At 70.6% G+C, this 16,222-nt stretch carries 14 protein-coding genes; 9 read left to right on the top strand and 5 right to left on the bottom strand.

Annotated elements, in window-relative coordinates; translation table 11 throughout:
* Positions 1-107 precede the first annotated feature (107 nt).
* Genes ACIA8R_RS00995 through ACIA8R_RS00960 form a run of 8 tightly spaced genes read left to right on the top strand, consistent with a single transcriptional unit; the run spans position 108 to position 10,064 of the window.
* Positions 108-659: a DUF305 domain-containing protein gene (locus tag ACIA8R_RS00995; protein ID WP_364084018.1), complete on the top strand. Its 552-nt coding sequence runs from the start codon at positions 108-110 to the stop codon at positions 657-659.
* A gap of 60 nt (positions 660-719) precedes the next feature.
* Positions 720-1,415 carry a FadR/GntR family transcriptional regulator gene (locus ACIA8R_RS00990; RefSeq protein ID WP_364084021.1) on the top strand — a complete coding sequence of 232 codons (696 nt, stop codon included), beginning with the start codon at positions 720-722 and terminating at the stop codon, positions 1,413-1,415.
* A 34-nt stretch (positions 1,416-1,449) separates the two neighbouring features.
* Positions 1,450-2,700, top strand: a complete 1,251-nt coding sequence (locus ACIA8R_RS00985) for an ABC transporter substrate-binding protein (RefSeq protein ID WP_397035756.1) — start codon at positions 1,450-1,452, stop codon at positions 2,698-2,700.
* A gap of 31 nt (positions 2,701-2,731) precedes the next feature.
* A complete protein-coding gene (locus ACIA8R_RS00980) occupies positions 2,732-3,577 on the top strand; it encodes a carbohydrate ABC transporter permease (protein ID WP_397035754.1) in 846 nt (281 codons plus the stop codon).
* A complete protein-coding gene (locus ACIA8R_RS00975; RefSeq protein ID WP_397035752.1) occupies positions 3,574-4,383 on the top strand; it encodes a carbohydrate ABC transporter permease in 810 nt (269 codons plus the stop codon). Before ACIA8R_RS00980 ends, ACIA8R_RS00975 begins: the two co-directional genes overlap by 4 nt.
* Positions 4,384-7,389, top strand: a complete 3,006-nt coding sequence (locus tag ACIA8R_RS00970) for a glycoside hydrolase family 38 C-terminal domain-containing protein (RefSeq protein ID WP_397035750.1) — start codon at positions 4,384-4,386, stop codon at positions 7,387-7,389.
* Positions 7,386-8,618 (top strand): enolase C-terminal domain-like protein, encoded by a 1,233-nt coding sequence (locus ACIA8R_RS00965; RefSeq protein ID WP_357702185.1) that lies wholly within the window; start codon positions 7,386-7,388, stop codon positions 8,616-8,618. The genes ACIA8R_RS00970 and ACIA8R_RS00965 overlap by 4 nt, the downstream gene beginning before the upstream one ends.
* Before the next feature lie 9 nt (positions 8,619-8,627).
* Entirely contained in the window at positions 8,628-10,064 is a 1,437-nt protein-coding gene (locus ACIA8R_RS00960) for a S10 family peptidase (protein ID WP_397035748.1), read from the top strand.
* On the opposite strand, the gene ACIA8R_RS00955 is transcribed toward ACIA8R_RS00960, so the two are convergent.
* The 5 genes from ACIA8R_RS00955 to ACIA8R_RS00935 all read right to left on the bottom strand — a co-directional run bounded on the left by ACIA8R_RS00955 (position 10,023) and on the right by ACIA8R_RS00935 (position 14,472).
* Complete coding sequence (locus ACIA8R_RS00955; protein WP_357702189.1) at positions 10,023-10,937, bottom strand: hypothetical protein; 915 nt, start codon at positions 10,935-10,937, stop codon at positions 10,023-10,025. The genes ACIA8R_RS00960 and ACIA8R_RS00955 overlap by 42 nt on opposite strands.
* Positions 10,928-11,350 carry a peptidase inhibitor family I36 protein gene (locus ACIA8R_RS00950; RefSeq protein ID WP_357702191.1) on the bottom strand — a complete coding sequence of 141 codons (423 nt, stop codon included), beginning with the start codon at positions 11,348-11,350 and terminating at the stop codon, positions 10,928-10,930. The genes ACIA8R_RS00955 and ACIA8R_RS00950 overlap by 10 nt, the downstream gene beginning before the upstream one ends.
* A 175-nt stretch (positions 11,351-11,525) precedes the next feature.
* Complete coding sequence (locus ACIA8R_RS00945) at positions 11,526-12,296, bottom strand: SDR family NAD(P)-dependent oxidoreductase (protein WP_397035745.1); 771 nt, start codon at positions 12,294-12,296, stop codon at positions 11,526-11,528.
* Positions 12,293-13,303, bottom strand: coding sequence for a DUF4432 family protein (locus tag ACIA8R_RS00940; protein WP_397035743.1), 1,011 nt, complete (start codon positions 13,301-13,303; stop codon positions 12,293-12,295). Before ACIA8R_RS00940 ends, ACIA8R_RS00945 begins: the two co-directional genes overlap by 4 nt.
* The gene (locus ACIA8R_RS00935; RefSeq protein WP_397035741.1) at positions 13,300-14,472 is read right to left on the bottom strand and encodes a DUF4185 domain-containing protein; all 1,173 of its coding nucleotides are present in this window, start codon (positions 14,470-14,472) and stop codon (positions 13,300-13,302) included. The genes ACIA8R_RS00940 and ACIA8R_RS00935 overlap by 4 nt, the downstream gene beginning before the upstream one ends.
* Positions 14,473-14,599: 127 nt before the next feature.
* Between ACIA8R_RS00935 and ACIA8R_RS00930 the strand changes: the two genes are divergently transcribed.
* Positions 14,600-16,210, top strand: a complete 1,611-nt coding sequence (locus ACIA8R_RS00930) for an ATP-binding cassette domain-containing protein (protein WP_357702199.1) — start codon at positions 14,600-14,602, stop codon at positions 16,208-16,210.
* Positions 16,211-16,222 lie beyond the last annotated feature (12 nt).

Below are 16,222 nucleotides of genomic sequence, written 5' to 3'. Positions count from 1 at the left end.
GGGACGTCCGCGCCGGGCGTCCCGCGTCCTTGACAGGGGCCCTTGCGCGCTCCGGGGAAATCGTCTAACTCTTAGGAAGGTTTCCTTTTTAATGGAAGGCGCGCAGAGTGGCCGCTACCCCCCGATCCGGCGCCCTGAAGCTCGTCCTGGCGGCCCTGGGCCTCCTGCTGGCCACCGCCTGCGGGGCTGCCGGGGCCCAGGCACCTCCGGTGAACGCCCAGGACGTGATGTTCGTGCAGATGATGGTCCAGCACCACCGCCAGGGCATCGAGATCGCCAAGCTGGGCAGCGAACGGGCCACCACCGACCAGCTCCGCATCCTGGTGGCCGCCGTGGCCAGCACGCAGCAGGACGAGGTCGAGATGATGCTGCGCTGGCTGTACGCCTGGGAGCAGCCGCTCACCGCCGCCACCGGCGCCCACGACCACCACGGCGGCATGCCGGAGACCGACCGCAGGCAGATCAGGGCGCTGAAGAAGTCGAAGTCCTTCGAGCACGACCTGATGACCCTGCTGATCGCGCACCAGGGCGCCGCGATCAAGATGGCGGACACCGAGGTGGCCTCCGGGGCTGATCCGGCGGTCAAGGAGTGGGCGGCGCAGGTCCAGGCGTCCCGCAAGGCGCAGATCGACCTGATGAAGGACCTGCTCAACCGCTGAGCCGGGGAAATCGCCGGTCAGCATAGACGTGCGTCGGATTAAGTGATTAGATCACTTGATATGTCCGAGGTTGCGCGGCCGACGCTTTCCGACGCTCTGACCGAGCGCATGCTGGAGCTCATCCGTAGTGGGGGGCACCGGCCGGGCGACAGGCTGCCCTCCACCAGGGAGCTCTCCCAGCGTTTCGCCGTCACCACCCCGACGTTGCGCGAAGCGCTGCGCAGGCTGGAGGCCACCGGGGCCATCGAGCTGCGGCACGGCTCGGGCATCTACGTCGGCGCCGACATCGAGCGGCTCGTGCTGCCCAACCCCAACATGCGCGACATGCACGTCGCCCAGCTCCTCGAACTGCTCGGCGCGCGGATCGTGATCGAGCCGCCGCTGGCCGCCATGGCCGCCGAGCAGGCCGAGGGCGCGGAGCTGGCCGCGCTCAAGCAGGTGCTCGACCAGGCGGGCCGGCACCTGCGCGGCGAGGACGCCGAGCTGCACGAGGCCAACATGTCCTTCCACCGGGCGACCGCGCGGATGGCGGGCAACAGCGTCCTGCACGAGGTGGTCGACTCGCTGCTCACCGTCCACGGGGCGGAGCAGCGGGAGATCCTGCAGATCTTCGACGACCGGCGCCGTGACTACGAGGAGCACCTGGCCATCCTGGAGGCCATCGAAGCGCGCGACGCCGCCGAGGCGCAGGCGCGCATGCGGGCCCATCTGGTCGACGTGCGGACCGTCGTCGAGCAGAGGTTGCCCTCTAGATAGAGCAAGTCCCCCCGAAAGAGCAAGGAGGCCGGCCATGTTCCGGTCACGTGTGGCCACGCTGGGCGTGGCGGCGCTGGTCCTGACCGCCTGCGGCGGAAACAGCGCCGAGGCGCCGAAGAAGAAGACCGAACTGTCGCTCTACAACGACAAGGGCGCCTGGACGAAGTACTTCGACGAGATGGGCGCCCTGTCCAAGCAGCAGATCGGCCTGGGCATGAAGCCGACGGGGTACACCGACTCCGCCCAGTACCAGGCCTTCATCAAGGCGTCCTTCCGCACGAACGTGAAGCCTGACCTGTTCACCTGGCAGACCGGGGGGATGCTGGAGGAGATCGTCAAGCAGAAGCAGGTGGCCGACACCACGGCCGTCTGGCAGGAGGCGATCAAGGCGGGAGACCTGTCGCAGGACCTCGCGCCCTACTACACGATCGGCGGCAAGCAGTACTGCGTGCCGATGAACGTCGCCTACTGGGGCATGTTCTACAACAAGAAGATCTTCGACAAGTACGGCCTGAAGCCCCCGCAGACCTGGGACGAGCTGGTGCAGGGCGCCGAGACCCTGAAGAAGAACGGCGTCAAGGCCTTCTACCACACCAGCGTGCTGTTCTCCTTCGTCTGGTTCGAGCAGCTCATGGCCGGCTCCGACCCCGACCTGTACGACCGCCTGTCCACGGGCCAGGCCAAGTACACCGACCCGGGGGTGGTCCAGGTGATGGAGAAGTGGAAGTCGCTCATCGACGCCGGATATTTCATGAACCCGGGCGACAAGACCGACCCCGGGGACGTCCTGAAGAACGGCAAGGCGGCGATGGTCTCCTTCGGCACCTGGTTCAACACCAGCATGACGCAGCGCGACCTGAAGTCCGGCACCGACTACGGATTCTTCGTCATCCCCAACGTCAACCCCACGCTGCCGAAGACCTCGATGATCTTCGAGAGCGGGCCGCTGTGCTCGCTCGCCAAGGGGGACGACCCCGACTCCAACCTGAAGTACCTCAAGTGGTGGACCACCGCCGACGCCCAGAAGAAGTGGGCCTCCACCAGGGGCGACGTGAGCGCCAACCCGAAGGTCGAGATCGCCGACGAGGCGCTCGGCACGGTCACCAAGGACGCGGGCGGCGGCAAGTACCGCCTGGTCAACCGCTACTTCGAGGCCACGCCGCCCCCGGTGCTGACCGCCGCGCTCGACGGCTTCGGCAAGTTCGTCACCGAGCCCGGGACGTACAAGGAAGTGCTGGAGACCATCCAGAAGGCCGCCGACGAGTACTGGAGCACCCACCAGTGAGCGGGGGAACGCCGTCGCGCGGAGCGAGGCCATGAGCGCGCGGACGCCGATGCTCGGCCGGTTCAGGCACGGCTACGTGGCGCCCGCGGCCGTGCTGGTCGCGGGGCTGCTCTACGCGCCTTTCCTGTGGACGGCCTACCTGAGCCTCACCCGGTACGACGGCCTGGAGTCCCCGGCGTGGATCGGCCTGCGCAACTTCGTCAAGCTGCTGGACGACCCCGCGCTGCTCACCTCGACCCGCAACACCCTCATCTGGGTGGCCGGCACGATGGTGCTCCCGGTCGGGCTCGGCCTGCTGGTCGCGGTGCTGTCCTACGACCTCAAGGGCGGCGCCTGGTACCGGGTGCCGTTCATGCTGCCGTACGCGCTGAGCGGCGCGGGCCTGGCCATGGTGTGGAGCCCGGTGCTGTCCCATGACGGCATCGCCAACCGGCTGCTCGGCGTGGACACCGCGTTCCTCCAGGTCGCGCCGCACAACACGCTGGCCATGCTGCTGGTGTGGACCTGGCAGCAGCTCGGCGTGAACACGCTGCTGTTCGTCGTCGGCCTCCAGTCCATCCCCAAGGAGCCGATCGAGGCCGCCCGCCTGGACGGCGCCTCCGGCTGGCGGCTGTTCCGGCACGTGATCTGGCCGCTGATGCGCCCGCTGACGGCGGTCGTGGTCGGGCTGGCGCTGGTGGCGAGCCTGAAGACGTTCGACATCGTGTGGGTGCTGACGCAGGGCGGCCCGGGACGCAACTCCGAGACGCTGGCGGTGACCATGTACCGCGACACGTTCGTGGCCAGTGACTACGGCTACGGCTCGGCCGTCGCGGTGATGCTCACCGTGGTCACCGGGCTGGCCTCCTACCTCTACCTGAGGAGGCAGGTGCGATGATCCGGCGGACCGTGCTCATCGTGCTCGGGCTGATCTGGCTCGGGCCGACCTACCTGCTCCTCGTCAACGCGTCCAGGCCGGCGGCCTCGTACGACCCGGGCAGCGCGTGGGTGCCGTCCGGCGACTTCGCGCTGCTGGACAACTTCGGCCGCGCCCTGGACAGCGCCGACCTGACCGCCAGCCTGGGCAGCACCGCCCTCTACGCGGTCGTCTCGCCGCTGCTCGGCGTGGTGATCGGGGCGCTGGCCGGCTACACGATCGTGGTGCTGCGGCTGCGCCACGGGTTCTGGTGGTTCCTGCTGATCTTCGGCGGCACGATCTTCCCGTCGCAGATGCTGCTCGTGCCGCTGTTCGTCGGCTACAGCGACGCCGGCCTGTACGACAGCAGGCTCGGCATGATCCTCATCTACACCGCCATCAACGTGCCGCTGGCCGCGTTCGTGCTGCGCAACTTCTACACGGGCGTCGCGTTCTCGATCTTCGAGGCGGCCCGCATGGACGGCGCGTCCACGTGGCGCGTCTTCTGGCGCATCTACCTGCCGATCTCGCTCAGCGCGCTGACGGCGGTGTTCATCCTGGAGTTCACCTTCATCTGGAACGACCTCATCTTCGGCCTGACGCTGACGCAGACCGAGAGCGTCCGGCCGGTCATGACCGCACTGGCCGGACTGATGACCGACGTCTACGCCGGCACGCCGGTCCCCGTCGGCCTGGCGGCGGGCCTGGTGGTCTCGTTGCCGACGGTCGTGTTGTTCCTGGCAACCCAGCGCCTCTTCGCACGGGGCCTGTCCCTAGGGAGTGTTTAGATGACGAGCCGGTTGCTGCAGCGGAGCCTGGGTAGCCCCGACTACGACGGGATCAGGCAGGCGCTGCGCAACGACACCTCGACCCCGGTGATCAGTGTGCGCGGGCTGGAGGTGCGGGTCGCGGTGCTGCCGCTGTTCACGCACGACGGCCGCCAGGCGGTCAGGGTGTCGAGCACGCAACCCCTGACCCACGTGCTGGTGGGCGTCGACAGCGCCTCGGGCACGGACGTGACGCTGCTGGTGCCCGAGGTGGACGCGCCGCGCACGCTCACCCTGGAGTGCCGCGACGACGCCGGCGTGGTCGGCAGCGCGCAGGTCACGGTCACCCCGCAGCGCAAGTGGAGCGTGTTCGTCGTGCACCACTCGCACCTGGACATCGGCTACACCGACCCGCAGGGCACGGTGCTCCGCCACCACCTCGACTACCTCGACGCGGCCGTGCGGCTGGCCGAGGAGACCGCCTCCTGGCCGGACGACGCCAAGTTCCGCTGGACGGTCGAGTCGTCGATGCCCGCGCTCAGATGGCTCGACGCCCGGCCCGCCGGGCAGGTCGAGTCGTTCGCCGCGCTGGCCAGGGCGGGCGTGATCGAGGTGACCGCGCTGCCGTTCCAGCTCCACACCGAGGCGTGCTCGACCGAGGAGCTCTACCGCCAGCTCCGCTTCACCGCGCAGCTCCAGGACCGGTACGGCTTCGCCACCAGGTCGGCCATGCACACCGACGTGCCGGGCGCGGTCGTCGGCCTGGTGGACGCGCTCAACGCCTCCGGCGTGCGCTACCTGGCCGCCGCGCACAACTGGGCCGGGCGGTCGGTGCCGTACCTGCACGGGGGCGACAAGCTGACCAGGCCGTTCCGGTGGCGGGCGCCCAGCGGGAACGAGCTGCTCGTGTGGTTCACCGACACGCCGCACGGGATGGCGTACATGGAGGGCAACACGGTCGGGCTGACCGACTCCTACGAGCTGGCCGACGACCTGCTGCCGCGCTACCTGTCGGCGCTGGCCACGCGGGGCTACCCGTACGGGCCCGGCACGTTCGGCTGGCAGGGGCCGGACGCGCCGCGCGAGCCGTACGAGCTGGACGTGCTGCACCTGCGGGTCCAGGGCGCGCACGCCGACAACGCCGGGCCGTCGATCGTGCCCGCCTCGATCGCCCGCAAGTGGAACGAGACGTGGGCCTGGCCGCGCCTGCGCTCGGCGGTCAACAGCGACTTCTTCGAGCACGTCGAGGAGCGCTACCACGACCGCCTGGCCGTGCACGAGGGCGACTGGACCGACTGGTGGGCCGACGGGCTCGGCTCGGGCGCCCGCCCGCTCGGCTACGTCCGCCGCGCGCAGTCGGCCCTGCGCGTCGCCGAGACCCTGCACACGATCGCTGGCGCGGACGCCACGGACCAGATCGACGAGGCGTACGACAAGGTCGCCCTGTTCAACGAGCACACCTGGGGCGCGGCCAACCCGTGGGAGGACGCCGAGGAGGCCGGCGACTCCGGCGGCCTGCAGTGGACCCGCAAGTCGTCGGGCGCCTACCAGGCCCAGGACGACGCCTCCGACCTGCTGCACGCCGCCACCCGCCGCTTCGCCGCCGCCCTCTCGACCCCGGACGCGGAAGGCGCCGCCCTGCCTGACGCGGACGCGGAAGGCGCGGCCCTGCCTGACGCGGACGCGGAAGGCGCGGCCCTGGCCGCCTTCGCCGTCTTCAACCCCGGCACCCGGGCGCGGACCGACGTGGTCCGCGCGTTCCTGCCGCGTGACGTGGTGGCCGTGGACGTGCCGATCGCGCTGGTCGACTCCCGGACCGGGCAGACCGTGCCGCACCACGAGGAGTACGTCGATCCCGACGACTGGCCGACCCGCCCGATCGGCCGGCACGTCCACGCGGTCGTGGCCGACGTACCCGGCTTCGGCTACGCGCGGCTCGACGTCGTGCGGGGCCGGAGCCAGGCCCCCGAGCCGGTCGAGCCGGACCTGGACGGCGTCATCGAGAACGAGTTCTACCGGGTCGCCTACGACGTCCGTGAGGGCCACATCAGCTCGATCTTCGACAAGTCCGCCGGCCGCGAGCTGGTCAACGGTGACGCCGCCGCCGGTTTCGGCCAGTACGTCTACGACCGCTACGCCACCGCCCCGCACTTCAACCACCTGTCGGGACACGTCGGGGCGCACGACAGGACGCTCCTCGGCGACCGGGCCGTCGCCCGCCACGCCACGATCGTCAAGGCCCAGCGCACGGCGGTCGGCGAGAGGCTGGTCGTCGAGCTCCAGGGCAAGGGCGTCGACTGGCTGCGCACCACGATCGAGCTGCACCGGGGCGTCCCGAGGCTCGACCTGACCTACCAGCTCGCCAAGCAGGGCACCCCGGCCAAGGAGGCGGTCTTCCTGGCCTTCCCGTTCGCCACGGGCCCGGCCACCGCCTGGGAGCTGACCGGCGGCGTCGGCGGCCCCGACGTGCCGCGCGTCCCGGGGTCGGCCGAGTACATGCTGCCGATCAGGCACTGGATCGCCTTCGAGGACCCCGAGCTGACCGTCGCCTGGGCCACCCTGGAAGCGCCGCTGGTGCAGCTCGGCACCATCCACATGCCGTACGCGCCGTTCCCGCCCACGCTCGACCAGGAGGACGGCACGGTCTACTCCTGGGCGCTCAACAACATCTGGGACACCAATTTCCCGGCCCAGCAGCAGGGCGAGACCACCTTCCGGTACGCCGTCACGTCGGCGGCCGGCGTCAAGGGCAGCAGGCTGGGCGCGGCGGCGGCCTCGGGGCTGACCGAGCCGTTCGTCGGCGCGCTGATCACCGGCCAACCCGGCGCCACCGAGACCTACGCCTCGGTGGACCACCCCGACGTGCTGATCACCTCGATCGGCCGGCTGGACGGGGAGCAAGTGGTCCGGCTGCAGTCGCTGGCCGCCGAGCCGGTGACGGCGACGGTCACGATGCCGGGACGGGACGCGGTCGAGGTCCGGCTGCCCGCCTGCGGGGTCGCCGTCGTCGGAGGGAAGCGCGCGTGAAGATCGTTGACATCCGGGCCACGACGGTCGCCGTCCCGCTGGAGGCGCCGCTGCGGCACAGCAACGGCGCCCACTGGGGGCGGTTCGTCCGCACGATCGTCGAGGTCGAGGCCGACAACGGACTGGTCGGCCTGGGGGAGATGGGCGGCGGCGGCGAGAGCGCCGAGTCGGCCTTCCGCGCGCTCGTCCCGTACCTGAAGGGGCACAACCCCTTCGAGCTGGAGGCGCTCCGCTTCAAGATCGCCAACCCCACCGCCTCGCTCTACAACAACCGCACCCAGCTCCTGGCCGCCGTCGAGTTCGCCTGCCTCGACCTCGTCGGGCAGCACCTCGGCGTGCCCGCCCACGACCTGCTGGGCGGGCGGCTGCGGGACGCCGTCCCGTTCGCCTCCTACCTGTTCTTCCGGTACGCCGCCGAAGGCCACCCGGAGATCCGCACCCCCGGCCAGCTCGTCGAGCACGCCGCCCACCTCAAGGAGGCGCACGGGTTCACCGTGCACAAGCTCAAGGGCGGCGTGTTCCCGCCGGACCACGAGCTGGAGTGCTACCGGGCGCTGGCCGAGGCGTTCCCCGCCGACCGGCTCAGGTACGACCCCAACGCCGTGCTGTCGGTGGCCGAGGGGCTGCGCTTCGGCCGGGCCATCGAGGGGCTGAACAACGACTACCTGGAGGACCCCGTCTGGGGGCTGGAAGGGCTCAGGGCCGTTCGGGAGCAGGTCAGGGTGCCCCTCGCCACCAACACGGTGGTCGTCAACTTCGAGCAGCTCGCCTCCAACGTGCTGCGCAGGGCCGCCGACGTGGTGCTGCTGGACACGACGTTCTGGGGCGGGGTGCGGCCGTGCGTGAAGGCGGCGGGGGTGTGCGACACGTTCCAGGTCGGGGTGGCCGTGCACTCCTCGGGTGAGCTGGGCATCCAGCTCGCGACCATGCTGCACCTCGGCGCGGTGCTGCCGAACCTCACCTACGCCGCCGACGCCCACTACCACCAGCTGCGCGACGACGTGATCGAGGGCGGCAAGCTGCCGTACGCGGACGGCGCCATCGCCGTGCCCTCCGGCCCGGGGCTCGGGGTGCGCCTCGACCCCGATCGTGTGGCCCGCTACGCCGAGTTCTACCGGGAGACCGGCGGCTACCCCTACGACCGCGACCCGGGCCGGCCGGGCTGGTACGCCACCGTCCCGAACGAACGTTTCGCCGACCCCGCGATCTCCGTGGACGTTGCCCCATAATTGGCCGCTATGTCCGACGAAGTACAGACAAAGACGCCCGCTGACAACCTCGTCACCACCCGGCACACCCTGCCGACCGGCCAGGGGTACACCGCCACCACCGGAACCATGGTGGTGCGCGAGGAGGTGTTCACGGACGGGACGTTCGACGGCCACCGCCCGAAGGCCGAGGTGTTCCTCACCTCCTACACGCTCGACGACGCCGACCCGCTGACCAGACCGGTCACGTTCGCCTTCAACGGCGGGCCCGGGTCGTCGAGCGTGTGGCTGCACCTCGGCATCCTCGGCCCGCGCCGGGTCGTGATGGGGGACGCGGGCGCGCTCCTGCCTCCCCCGTACGCGCTGGCCGACAACGACGAGACCCTGCTCAAGGTGAGCGACCTGGTCGTCATCGACCCGATGTCCACCGGCTACTCGCGGGCGGCCGAGGGCGAGAAGGCCGGCCCGTACCACGGGTTCAGCGGCGACCTGGAGTCGGTAGGCGAGGTGATCCGGCTCTGGACGACCAGGAACGCGCGGTGGATGTCGCCGAAGTTCCTGGCCGGCGAGTCGTACGGCACGGTCAGGGCGGCCGGCCTGGCCGACCACCTCCAGTCGCGGTACGGCATGTACCTCAACGGCGTGATGCTGATCTCCTCGGTGCTCGACTACGCGACCGTGGAGTTCAACGAGGGCAACGACACGGCCTACGCCCTCTATCTACCGACTTATGCCGCAATTGCGCACTATCACGGCCTGCACGGCGACCGCCCGCTGGCCGACGTGCTGCGCGAGGCCGAGGAGTACGCCGCCCGCGACTACCCGTGGGCCCTGGCCCGCGGCAGCCGCCTCACCGCCGACGAGCGCGCCGCCGCCGTCTCCAGGGTCGCCGCGCTGTCCGGCCTCTCCGAGGACTACGTCGACCGCGTGGACCTGCGCATCGAGCACATCCGCTTCTTCACCGAGCTGCTGCGCGGGCGCCGGCTGACCGTCGGCAGGCTCGACGGCCGCTTCACCGGCTGGGACCCCGACGGCGGGCGCGAGCACTTCGTCTCCGACCCGAGCATGAACGCCATCACCGGCCCCTACAGCGCCGCGCTCAACCACTACCTGCGGACCGAGCTGGAGTACGCCAACGACCTGCCCTACGAGATCCTCAGCTCGCGGGTGCACCCGTGGTCGTACAAGGAGTTCGAGGGCGTGCACGTCAACGTGATCGACCGGCTCGGCGCCGCCATGCGGACCAACCCGCACCTGCGCGTGCACGTGGCCTGCGGGTACCACGACGGCGCCACGCCCTACTACGCGGCCGAGCACGCCTTCGCCCACCTGCCCGTGCCCGCCGAGCTGGCCGCCAACGTGGAGTTCAAGTACTACGAGGCCGGCCACATGATGTACGCGCACGAGCCCAGCAGGCTCGCCCAGTCAGCCGACCTGGCGGCCTTCGTCCTCGGACAGCAGGCGTGAGGCGCGCTCCAGCCGCTGTCGCAGGTTCGCGGCCAGCGCGTCGAAGCGTTCCTTGTTGTCCCGGATGACCGCGCGCTGCACCTCGGCGTCGGCGTTGAACCAGGCGGCGACCAGGCCCGACGACCACTTGCAGGTCGTGTCGGCCACGGCCGTCTGCTTCTCCTCCTCGCTCACGTCGGGCTTGTCCAGGTTCCAGCGGGAGTCGGCGATGGCCGCCTCGGGCGCCGGGTAGGGATGTCCGGCCTGGGTCATGCACGACTGCCAGCGCCTGTTCGCCGCGGTCACGCCGCCGTACTTGGCGGCCTGTTCCAGGGCGAGCGAGTCCTGCAGGCCCAGCCACGGCCAGTCCGCCTTGCGGGTGCCGCTCTCCAGCGCCGCGGAGGCCCGGTCGAGGCAGCCGCGGTCGGCCGCGGTGCCGTACAGGCGGTGGCGGGTGCGCTTGGGCAGCTTGTTGACCCAGGAGGCCGTGGTGTCCGGGGACGGTGGCCTGGCCAGGTGGTAGCCGTACCGCTGGGCGGCCGCGGTGTCCACGACGCCGTAGCGGCGGGAGTTGCCGGGATCGACCACCGCCAGCTCGGCGGCGTCCTCGGCGGGTGGGGTGACGGTGAGGCCGCGGCGGCTCATGCACTGCGCGACCAGGTGGTTGTGGGCATTGCCCAGGACGGCCCGTTGCTCGGGAGTCGGCTTGTAGGCGTCGAACGGCAACACGAGCTGCGACACCGAGGTCACGCCCGCCGGAGGCCGCTCGCGTACGGGCTCGGCGGTGGCGCAGGCCGCGACGGACAGCAGCAGCGCGCCCGCGAGGAGGCCGCGACAGCCGGTTTCCGGCGGCCAAGCCCGGAAACCGGCACTCCCGTTATTTCTCAGCGGCACCAGATGTCGATCGAGCTGGTGCGGTTGTTGCCGATCGCGTTGTTCGACAGGTAACCGTCGTTGGAGTTGTGGGTGAAGGTGCTGTGGGCACCGGTGTAGTCGGCGTGCTGCCACAGGGTGGCGCTGCAGCCGATGCGGTTCCTGACGGAGCTGGTCTCGTTGTCCATGCTGTGCCAGGTGTTGCTGAAGTCCCAGTTCAGCCAGTTGTTGTCGGCCAGATCGGAGTCGTCGGCCGTGAAGTCGCGCCAGTGGTCGCTCTGGCCGCGGTTGTAGTCGAAACCGGCGTACAGGCAGACGCGGCCGCCGTAGCACGTGGAACGTGGGCTGGCCTCTGCCGCGGCGGCCGGGACGACCACGGTGAACAGCGCGGCCGCGGCGGCGACGAAGCCGGCGGCCTTCTTGGTGAGCCTCACAGGTCTCTCCTAGATCGGTGAGCGTTTCGGAACCCGTACCTACGTGCGTGAGGGGGCTCGGGACCCACCCTCGGATTACACGCAGAGACTCTGGTTACCAGGCTCACCACCTGGCACTTCGTCGCGTTGACGCAACGATTGCCAGGATTGGGAGGCGACTGGGGACTTACTCGACCTAGTCGGGGAGCGCCGCGGGGTTTCGGGCCAGCAGACCGCCGTCCACGCGGTGCTCGGCGCCGGTGATGAACGACGAGCGCGGCCCCGCCAGGAACGCCACCAGCTCGGCCACCTCCTCGGGGCGGCCGACGCGGCCCAGCGGATGGGCTTTGCCCCACTGCTGGACCTGCTCCTCCTGCGACAGCCCGCCCCGCCACAGGTCGGCCGCCCAGCGCAGCATGGGGGTGTCCACCGAGCCGGGGCAGACCACGTTGACCCTGATCCCGTCAGGCGCGTGGTCGAGCGCCATGGCCCTGGTCAGGCCGTTCAGGGCGGCCTTGCTCGCGGTGTAGGCGGCCACCTGCGCCTGCGAGGAGAACGCCTGCACCGACGACATGATCACGATCGAGCCGCCGCCGCGCTCCCTGAGCCTCGGCACGGCGGCTTTGCACGTGAGGTAGACGCCCTTGAGGTTGACGTCCATGACCTCGTCCCACACCTCCTCGGGGGTGTCCTCGACCGTGCCGTAGCGCTGGACGCCGGCGCAGGTGACGACGACGTCGAGGCCGCCGTACCTGGTCACGGCCAGGTCCACCAGGTCGCGCATGTCGCCGGCCCGACGCACGTCGGCGACGACACCGGTGACGTGCTCGCTGTCGAGCACCGCGTCCTTGTCCACGCCGCAGAACACCACGTTCGCGCCGCCGTCGGCCAGCCGGTCGACGACCGCCCGTCCGATGCCCATCGAGCCGCCGGTGACCAGCGCCACCTTGCCGGAAAACTCACTCACGCCAGCACCTCCGCGCGCCACCTCAACACCTTGGTCTCCTGCGGTCCGAGCGGCAGGGCGCTCCCGTTGGCCACGGCGGCGGCCAGGCCGTCGGTCGGCATGCCGGCGAACGGTTCGAGCCCCAGTGTGTAGGCCCGTCCCCACCAGGGATAGCCGGTGGACGCGCCGAGCTCCTGCCACATCCACAGGTAGGGGAGGAGCGCCGCATCCCACTCCACCCGCATACCGATATCCCCCGAAATTTCGTACCAACCCTGAGGGAAGCCTGTGAGGTAGACGATGTCGCTCGGCCCGCCCCGCCCGGGCACCACGCTCAGATCCGTCTCCCCGCCTCCGTCGGCGGGCACCACCGGCCACCGCCACGGCCCGCCGGGACGCACCCGGCGCCCGGCCGGGTCGATCGGGCCGGCGTGCGGGATCACCCGCACCCCCTCGGGCAGCCGGATCCGCGCGCCCGCCCGCAGGAACGGCCTGCCGAAGACGATGTGCTGCCCCCACATCGCGTGCAGCGCGAGGTCCGACTCGTTGGTCACCCGGCCCTCGACCTCCAGCGCGGCCGTCCCCGCCCGGAGCCGGAACACCTTCTCCACCCGGTACGGCAGCCGCCGCGTGCGCACGCCGAGCCGCACCGCGACCTCCTCCTCGGAGTCGGCCACCACCTCGCACGACCACGGCAACCCGGCGACCTCGCCGTGCTGGGCCAGGCGCGCGCCCCGGTACTCGCTGGGCGCGCCGCCGTTGGGGAAGACCTCCTGCCAGCCGCCCTCGTAGTGGTCGACGAACTGGGCGACGTCGTCGGCCGCGCCGTGACGGTGGTCGCGCGGATCGCGCAGGCCCTGCGGGGAGAGCCAGACGAAGTCGGTGTCGGTGGGCTTGTGCAGGAACTCCACCACGTCGCCGCCCTTGTCCGGCACGACGGTCACGCGCAGCCGCTCGTTCTCCAGCGTGACCGCCCGCAGCCCGTCGAGGGTGAGCCGCCGCAGGCGCGCCGCCCAGTTGCGCCTCACTCGAACGTCACGTCCAGGAACCTGGGCCGGTAGATGGACACGTCCCGGTAGTGGTCGGTGTTGACGAAGCTGTTGACGTTGTAGGAGACCACCAGGCCGTTCCCGGCGACGTCGGGGTGGGCGTGGGCGTTGTAGGTGAAGACGTTCCCGCTGGTCTCGGGGGTGGTGTAGACGTGCTGCTTGCCGGTGAAGGGGCCGGTGGGGGAGCACGAGGAGTAGGCCACGATGTTGGGGCTGAGCACCTCGGTCGTGTCATGTGTGATCAGGACATATCCGGATCCGACCCGGGTGACGCTGTACTCGTTCGCCACCCCGCCCATGATCCGGGCCGAGTCGGTCTCGTCCGGCGACCACGAGCCGTCGGCCGTGCGGAACTCCCACGTGCCCAGCAGGCTCTGGCCCCTGACCCGGGCCAGGTGCATGTACTTGGCCGAGCCGAGGTCCTCGACGCCGTACACGTAGGTGTAGCCGCCGTCCTTCAGCAGGCCGGAGGCCCAGGAGACGCCGTGGCCCGAGGGCAGGTCGTGCACGCTGATCGGCTGGTCGAGCCGGCCGGGCGCGAACCTGGCCACCACGTTCCGGTGCCAGCGCCAGTCCCACGCGCCGGAGCCGAACCGCTCGTACTCCTGGTACGTGACCTCCACCAGGCCACCCGCCAGCGTGGCGTCCCCGGCCCAGTACCAGTGCTTGTCGTCGCGTGGCGGCATCACGGCCTCGGGCTCGGCGGCCGTGCCGTCGTGGACCGTGGACAGCCGCCCGTCCCGCTCGACGGCGAAGGAGTTGTTCAGGAAGACGGTGCTGCCGCCCTCCTCGACGACCGGCGGCCGGGAGCCGTCGGGGTTGACCCGGCCGAGGAAGGTGTCGGAGAACACCCACAGCTCACGGCCGTTCGGCAGTTTGACCGAGTAGGTGCCGTCGGCTCCCGTCCAGTCGTCCAGGCGGTTGTTGTCGTTGCCGTACGAGGTGAACAGGCTGGTCAGCCGGGCGTCCACGGATGCGCCGCGCACGGTGGGCGCGCAGGCCGAGACCGGGCCGGACTGCTGTTGCTGGGTCGCGCCTACCGACGGCGGCACGGGCTTGGGCGGCGCGGCCCACGCCTGCTGCGGCACGGCGATCAGACCGAGCATCGCGACGGCGAGGGGGGCGAGGGAGGAGCGGAATCGCGTCATCACCGGTTCCTAGGGCTGGGGGTCCCGTACAGTTCTAGTCATTAGATCACTTGCTGTCCAGAGTCCTCCGGTATCGCCGCACGAAAATCGGGTGCCGGTGGTGCAGAACGGCCGGTAGCCTGCCCGGATGGGCCACGTTGAAGTAGGACATCTGACATACGTGCTGCCCGACGGCCGGCCCTTGCTCAACGACGTCTCCTTCCGGATCGGCGACGGTGTCAAGGCGGCGCTCGTCGGGCCCAACGGCGCGGGCAAGACCACGCTCATGCGCCTGGTCGCAGGCGATCTGGAACCCGTCGAGGGCAACGTGACCAGCTCCGGCGGGCTGGGCGTGATGCGCCAGTTCATCGGCAGCGTGCGCGACGGCAGCAACGTCCGCGACCTGCTGCTGGGCGTGGCCCCGCCGGCCGTGCGGCAGGCGGCCGAGCGGCTCGACGCGGCCGAGCTGGTCATGATGGAGCGCGACGACGAGAAGGCGCAGATGCGCTACGCGCAGGCCATCAGCGACTACACCGACGCGGGCGGCTACGAGATCGAGGTGCTCTGGGACACCTGCACGGTCGCCGCCCTCGGCGTCCCGTACGACCGGGTCAAGTACCGCGACGTGGCCACCCTGTCCGGCGGCGAGCAGAAGCGGCTCGTCCTGGAGGCGCTGCTGCGCGGCCCCGACCAGACCCTGCTGCTCGACGAGCCCGACAACTACCTCGACGTGCCCGGCAAGGAGTGGCTGGAGCAGCAGCTCCGCGAGACGTCCAAGACCGTCCTGCTGGTCAGCCACGACCGCCAGCTCCTGGCCAACGCCGCCGACCGCATCATCACGGTCGAGGGCGGCAACATCTGGATCCACGGCGGCGGCTTCGCCGGCTACGGCGAGGCCCGCAAGGCCCGCAACGAGCGGCTCGACGAGCTGCGCAGGCGCTGGGACGAAGAGCACGCCAAGCTCAAGGCCCTGGTCAACATGTTGAAGAACAAGGCCAGGTACAACGACGGCATGGCCGCCCCCTACCACGCGGCCCAGACGCGGCTGCGCAGGTTCGTCGAGGCGGGCCCGCCCGAGCAGGCCCCCGGCGACCAGAACATCAAGATGCGGCTGCGCGGCGGCCGCACCGGCAAGCGCGCGGTCATCTGCGAGGGCCTTGAGCTGACCGGCCTCATGCGCCCGTTCGACCTGGAGATCTGGTACGGCGAGCGCGTCGCCGTCCTCGGCTCCAACGGCTCGGGCAAGTCCCACTTCCTGCGCCTGCTGGCCGGCGAGCCCGTCACGCACGACGGCGTGGCCAGGCTCGGCGCCCGGGTCGTCGCAGGGCACTTCGCCCAGACCCACTCCAGGCCCGACCTGCTCGGCCGCACGCCGGTCGAGATCGTGATGAACGAGCACGCCAGGCTCAAGAACGAGGCCATGAAGACGCTGGCCCGCTACGAGCTGGCCGGGCTGATCGCCGAGCAGCGGTTCGACACGCTGTCCGGGGGCCAGCAGGCGCGGCTGCAGATCCTGCTGCTGGAGCTGTCGGGCGCCACGCTGCTCCTGCTCGACGAGCCGACCGACAACCTCGACCTGGCCAGCGCCGAAGCGCTCCAGGTGGGCCTCGACGCGTTCGACGGCACGGTCATGGCGGTCACCCACGACCGCTGGTTCGCCGCCGACTTCGACCGTTTCCTGGTCTTCGGCTCCGACGGCATGGTCTACGAGTCGTCCGAGCCGGTATGGGACGAGTCCAGGGTCGTCCGGCGGCGTTAAAGAGTTGGTACG

The sequence above is a fragment of the Nonomuraea sp. NPDC051191 genome, assembly GCF_044455665.1.
Classification (GTDB): domain Bacteria; phylum Actinomycetota; class Actinomycetes; order Streptosporangiales; family Streptosporangiaceae; genus Nonomuraea.
Note: the sequence above shows the minus strand (reverse complement) of the source record. Positions and strands in the feature narration are given on the sequence as shown.

What these genes read in the sequence shown, in the direction of transcription:
- ACIA8R_RS00960 (WP_397035748.1), top strand. Translation starts at nt 8,628, where the DNA reads ATGTCCGACGAAGTACAGACAAAGACGCCCGCTGACAACCTCGTCACC.
- ACIA8R_RS00980 (WP_397035754.1), top strand. Translation starts at nt 2,732, where the DNA reads ATGAGCGCGCGGACGCCGATGCTCGGCCGGTTCAGGCACGGCTACGTG.
- ACIA8R_RS00970 (WP_397035750.1), top strand. Translation starts at nt 4,384, where the DNA reads ATGACGAGCCGGTTGCTGCAGCGGAGCCTGGGTAGCCCCGACTACGAC.
- ACIA8R_RS00990 (WP_364084021.1), top strand. Translation starts at nt 720, where the DNA reads ATGTCCGAGGTTGCGCGGCCGACGCTTTCCGACGCTCTGACCGAGCGC.
- ACIA8R_RS00935 (WP_397035741.1), bottom strand. Translation starts at nt 14,472, where the DNA reads ATGACGCGATTCCGCTCCTCCCTCGCCCCCCTCGCCGTCGCGATGCTC.
- ACIA8R_RS00985 (WP_397035756.1), top strand. Translation starts at nt 1,450, where the DNA reads ATGTTCCGGTCACGTGTGGCCACGCTGGGCGTGGCGGCGCTGGTCCTG.
- ACIA8R_RS00930 (WP_357702199.1), top strand. Translation starts at nt 14,600, where the DNA reads ATGGGCCACGTTGAAGTAGGACATCTGACATACGTGCTGCCCGACGGC.
- ACIA8R_RS00975 (WP_397035752.1), top strand. Translation starts at nt 3,574, where the DNA reads ATGATCCGGCGGACCGTGCTCATCGTGCTCGGGCTGATCTGGCTCGGG.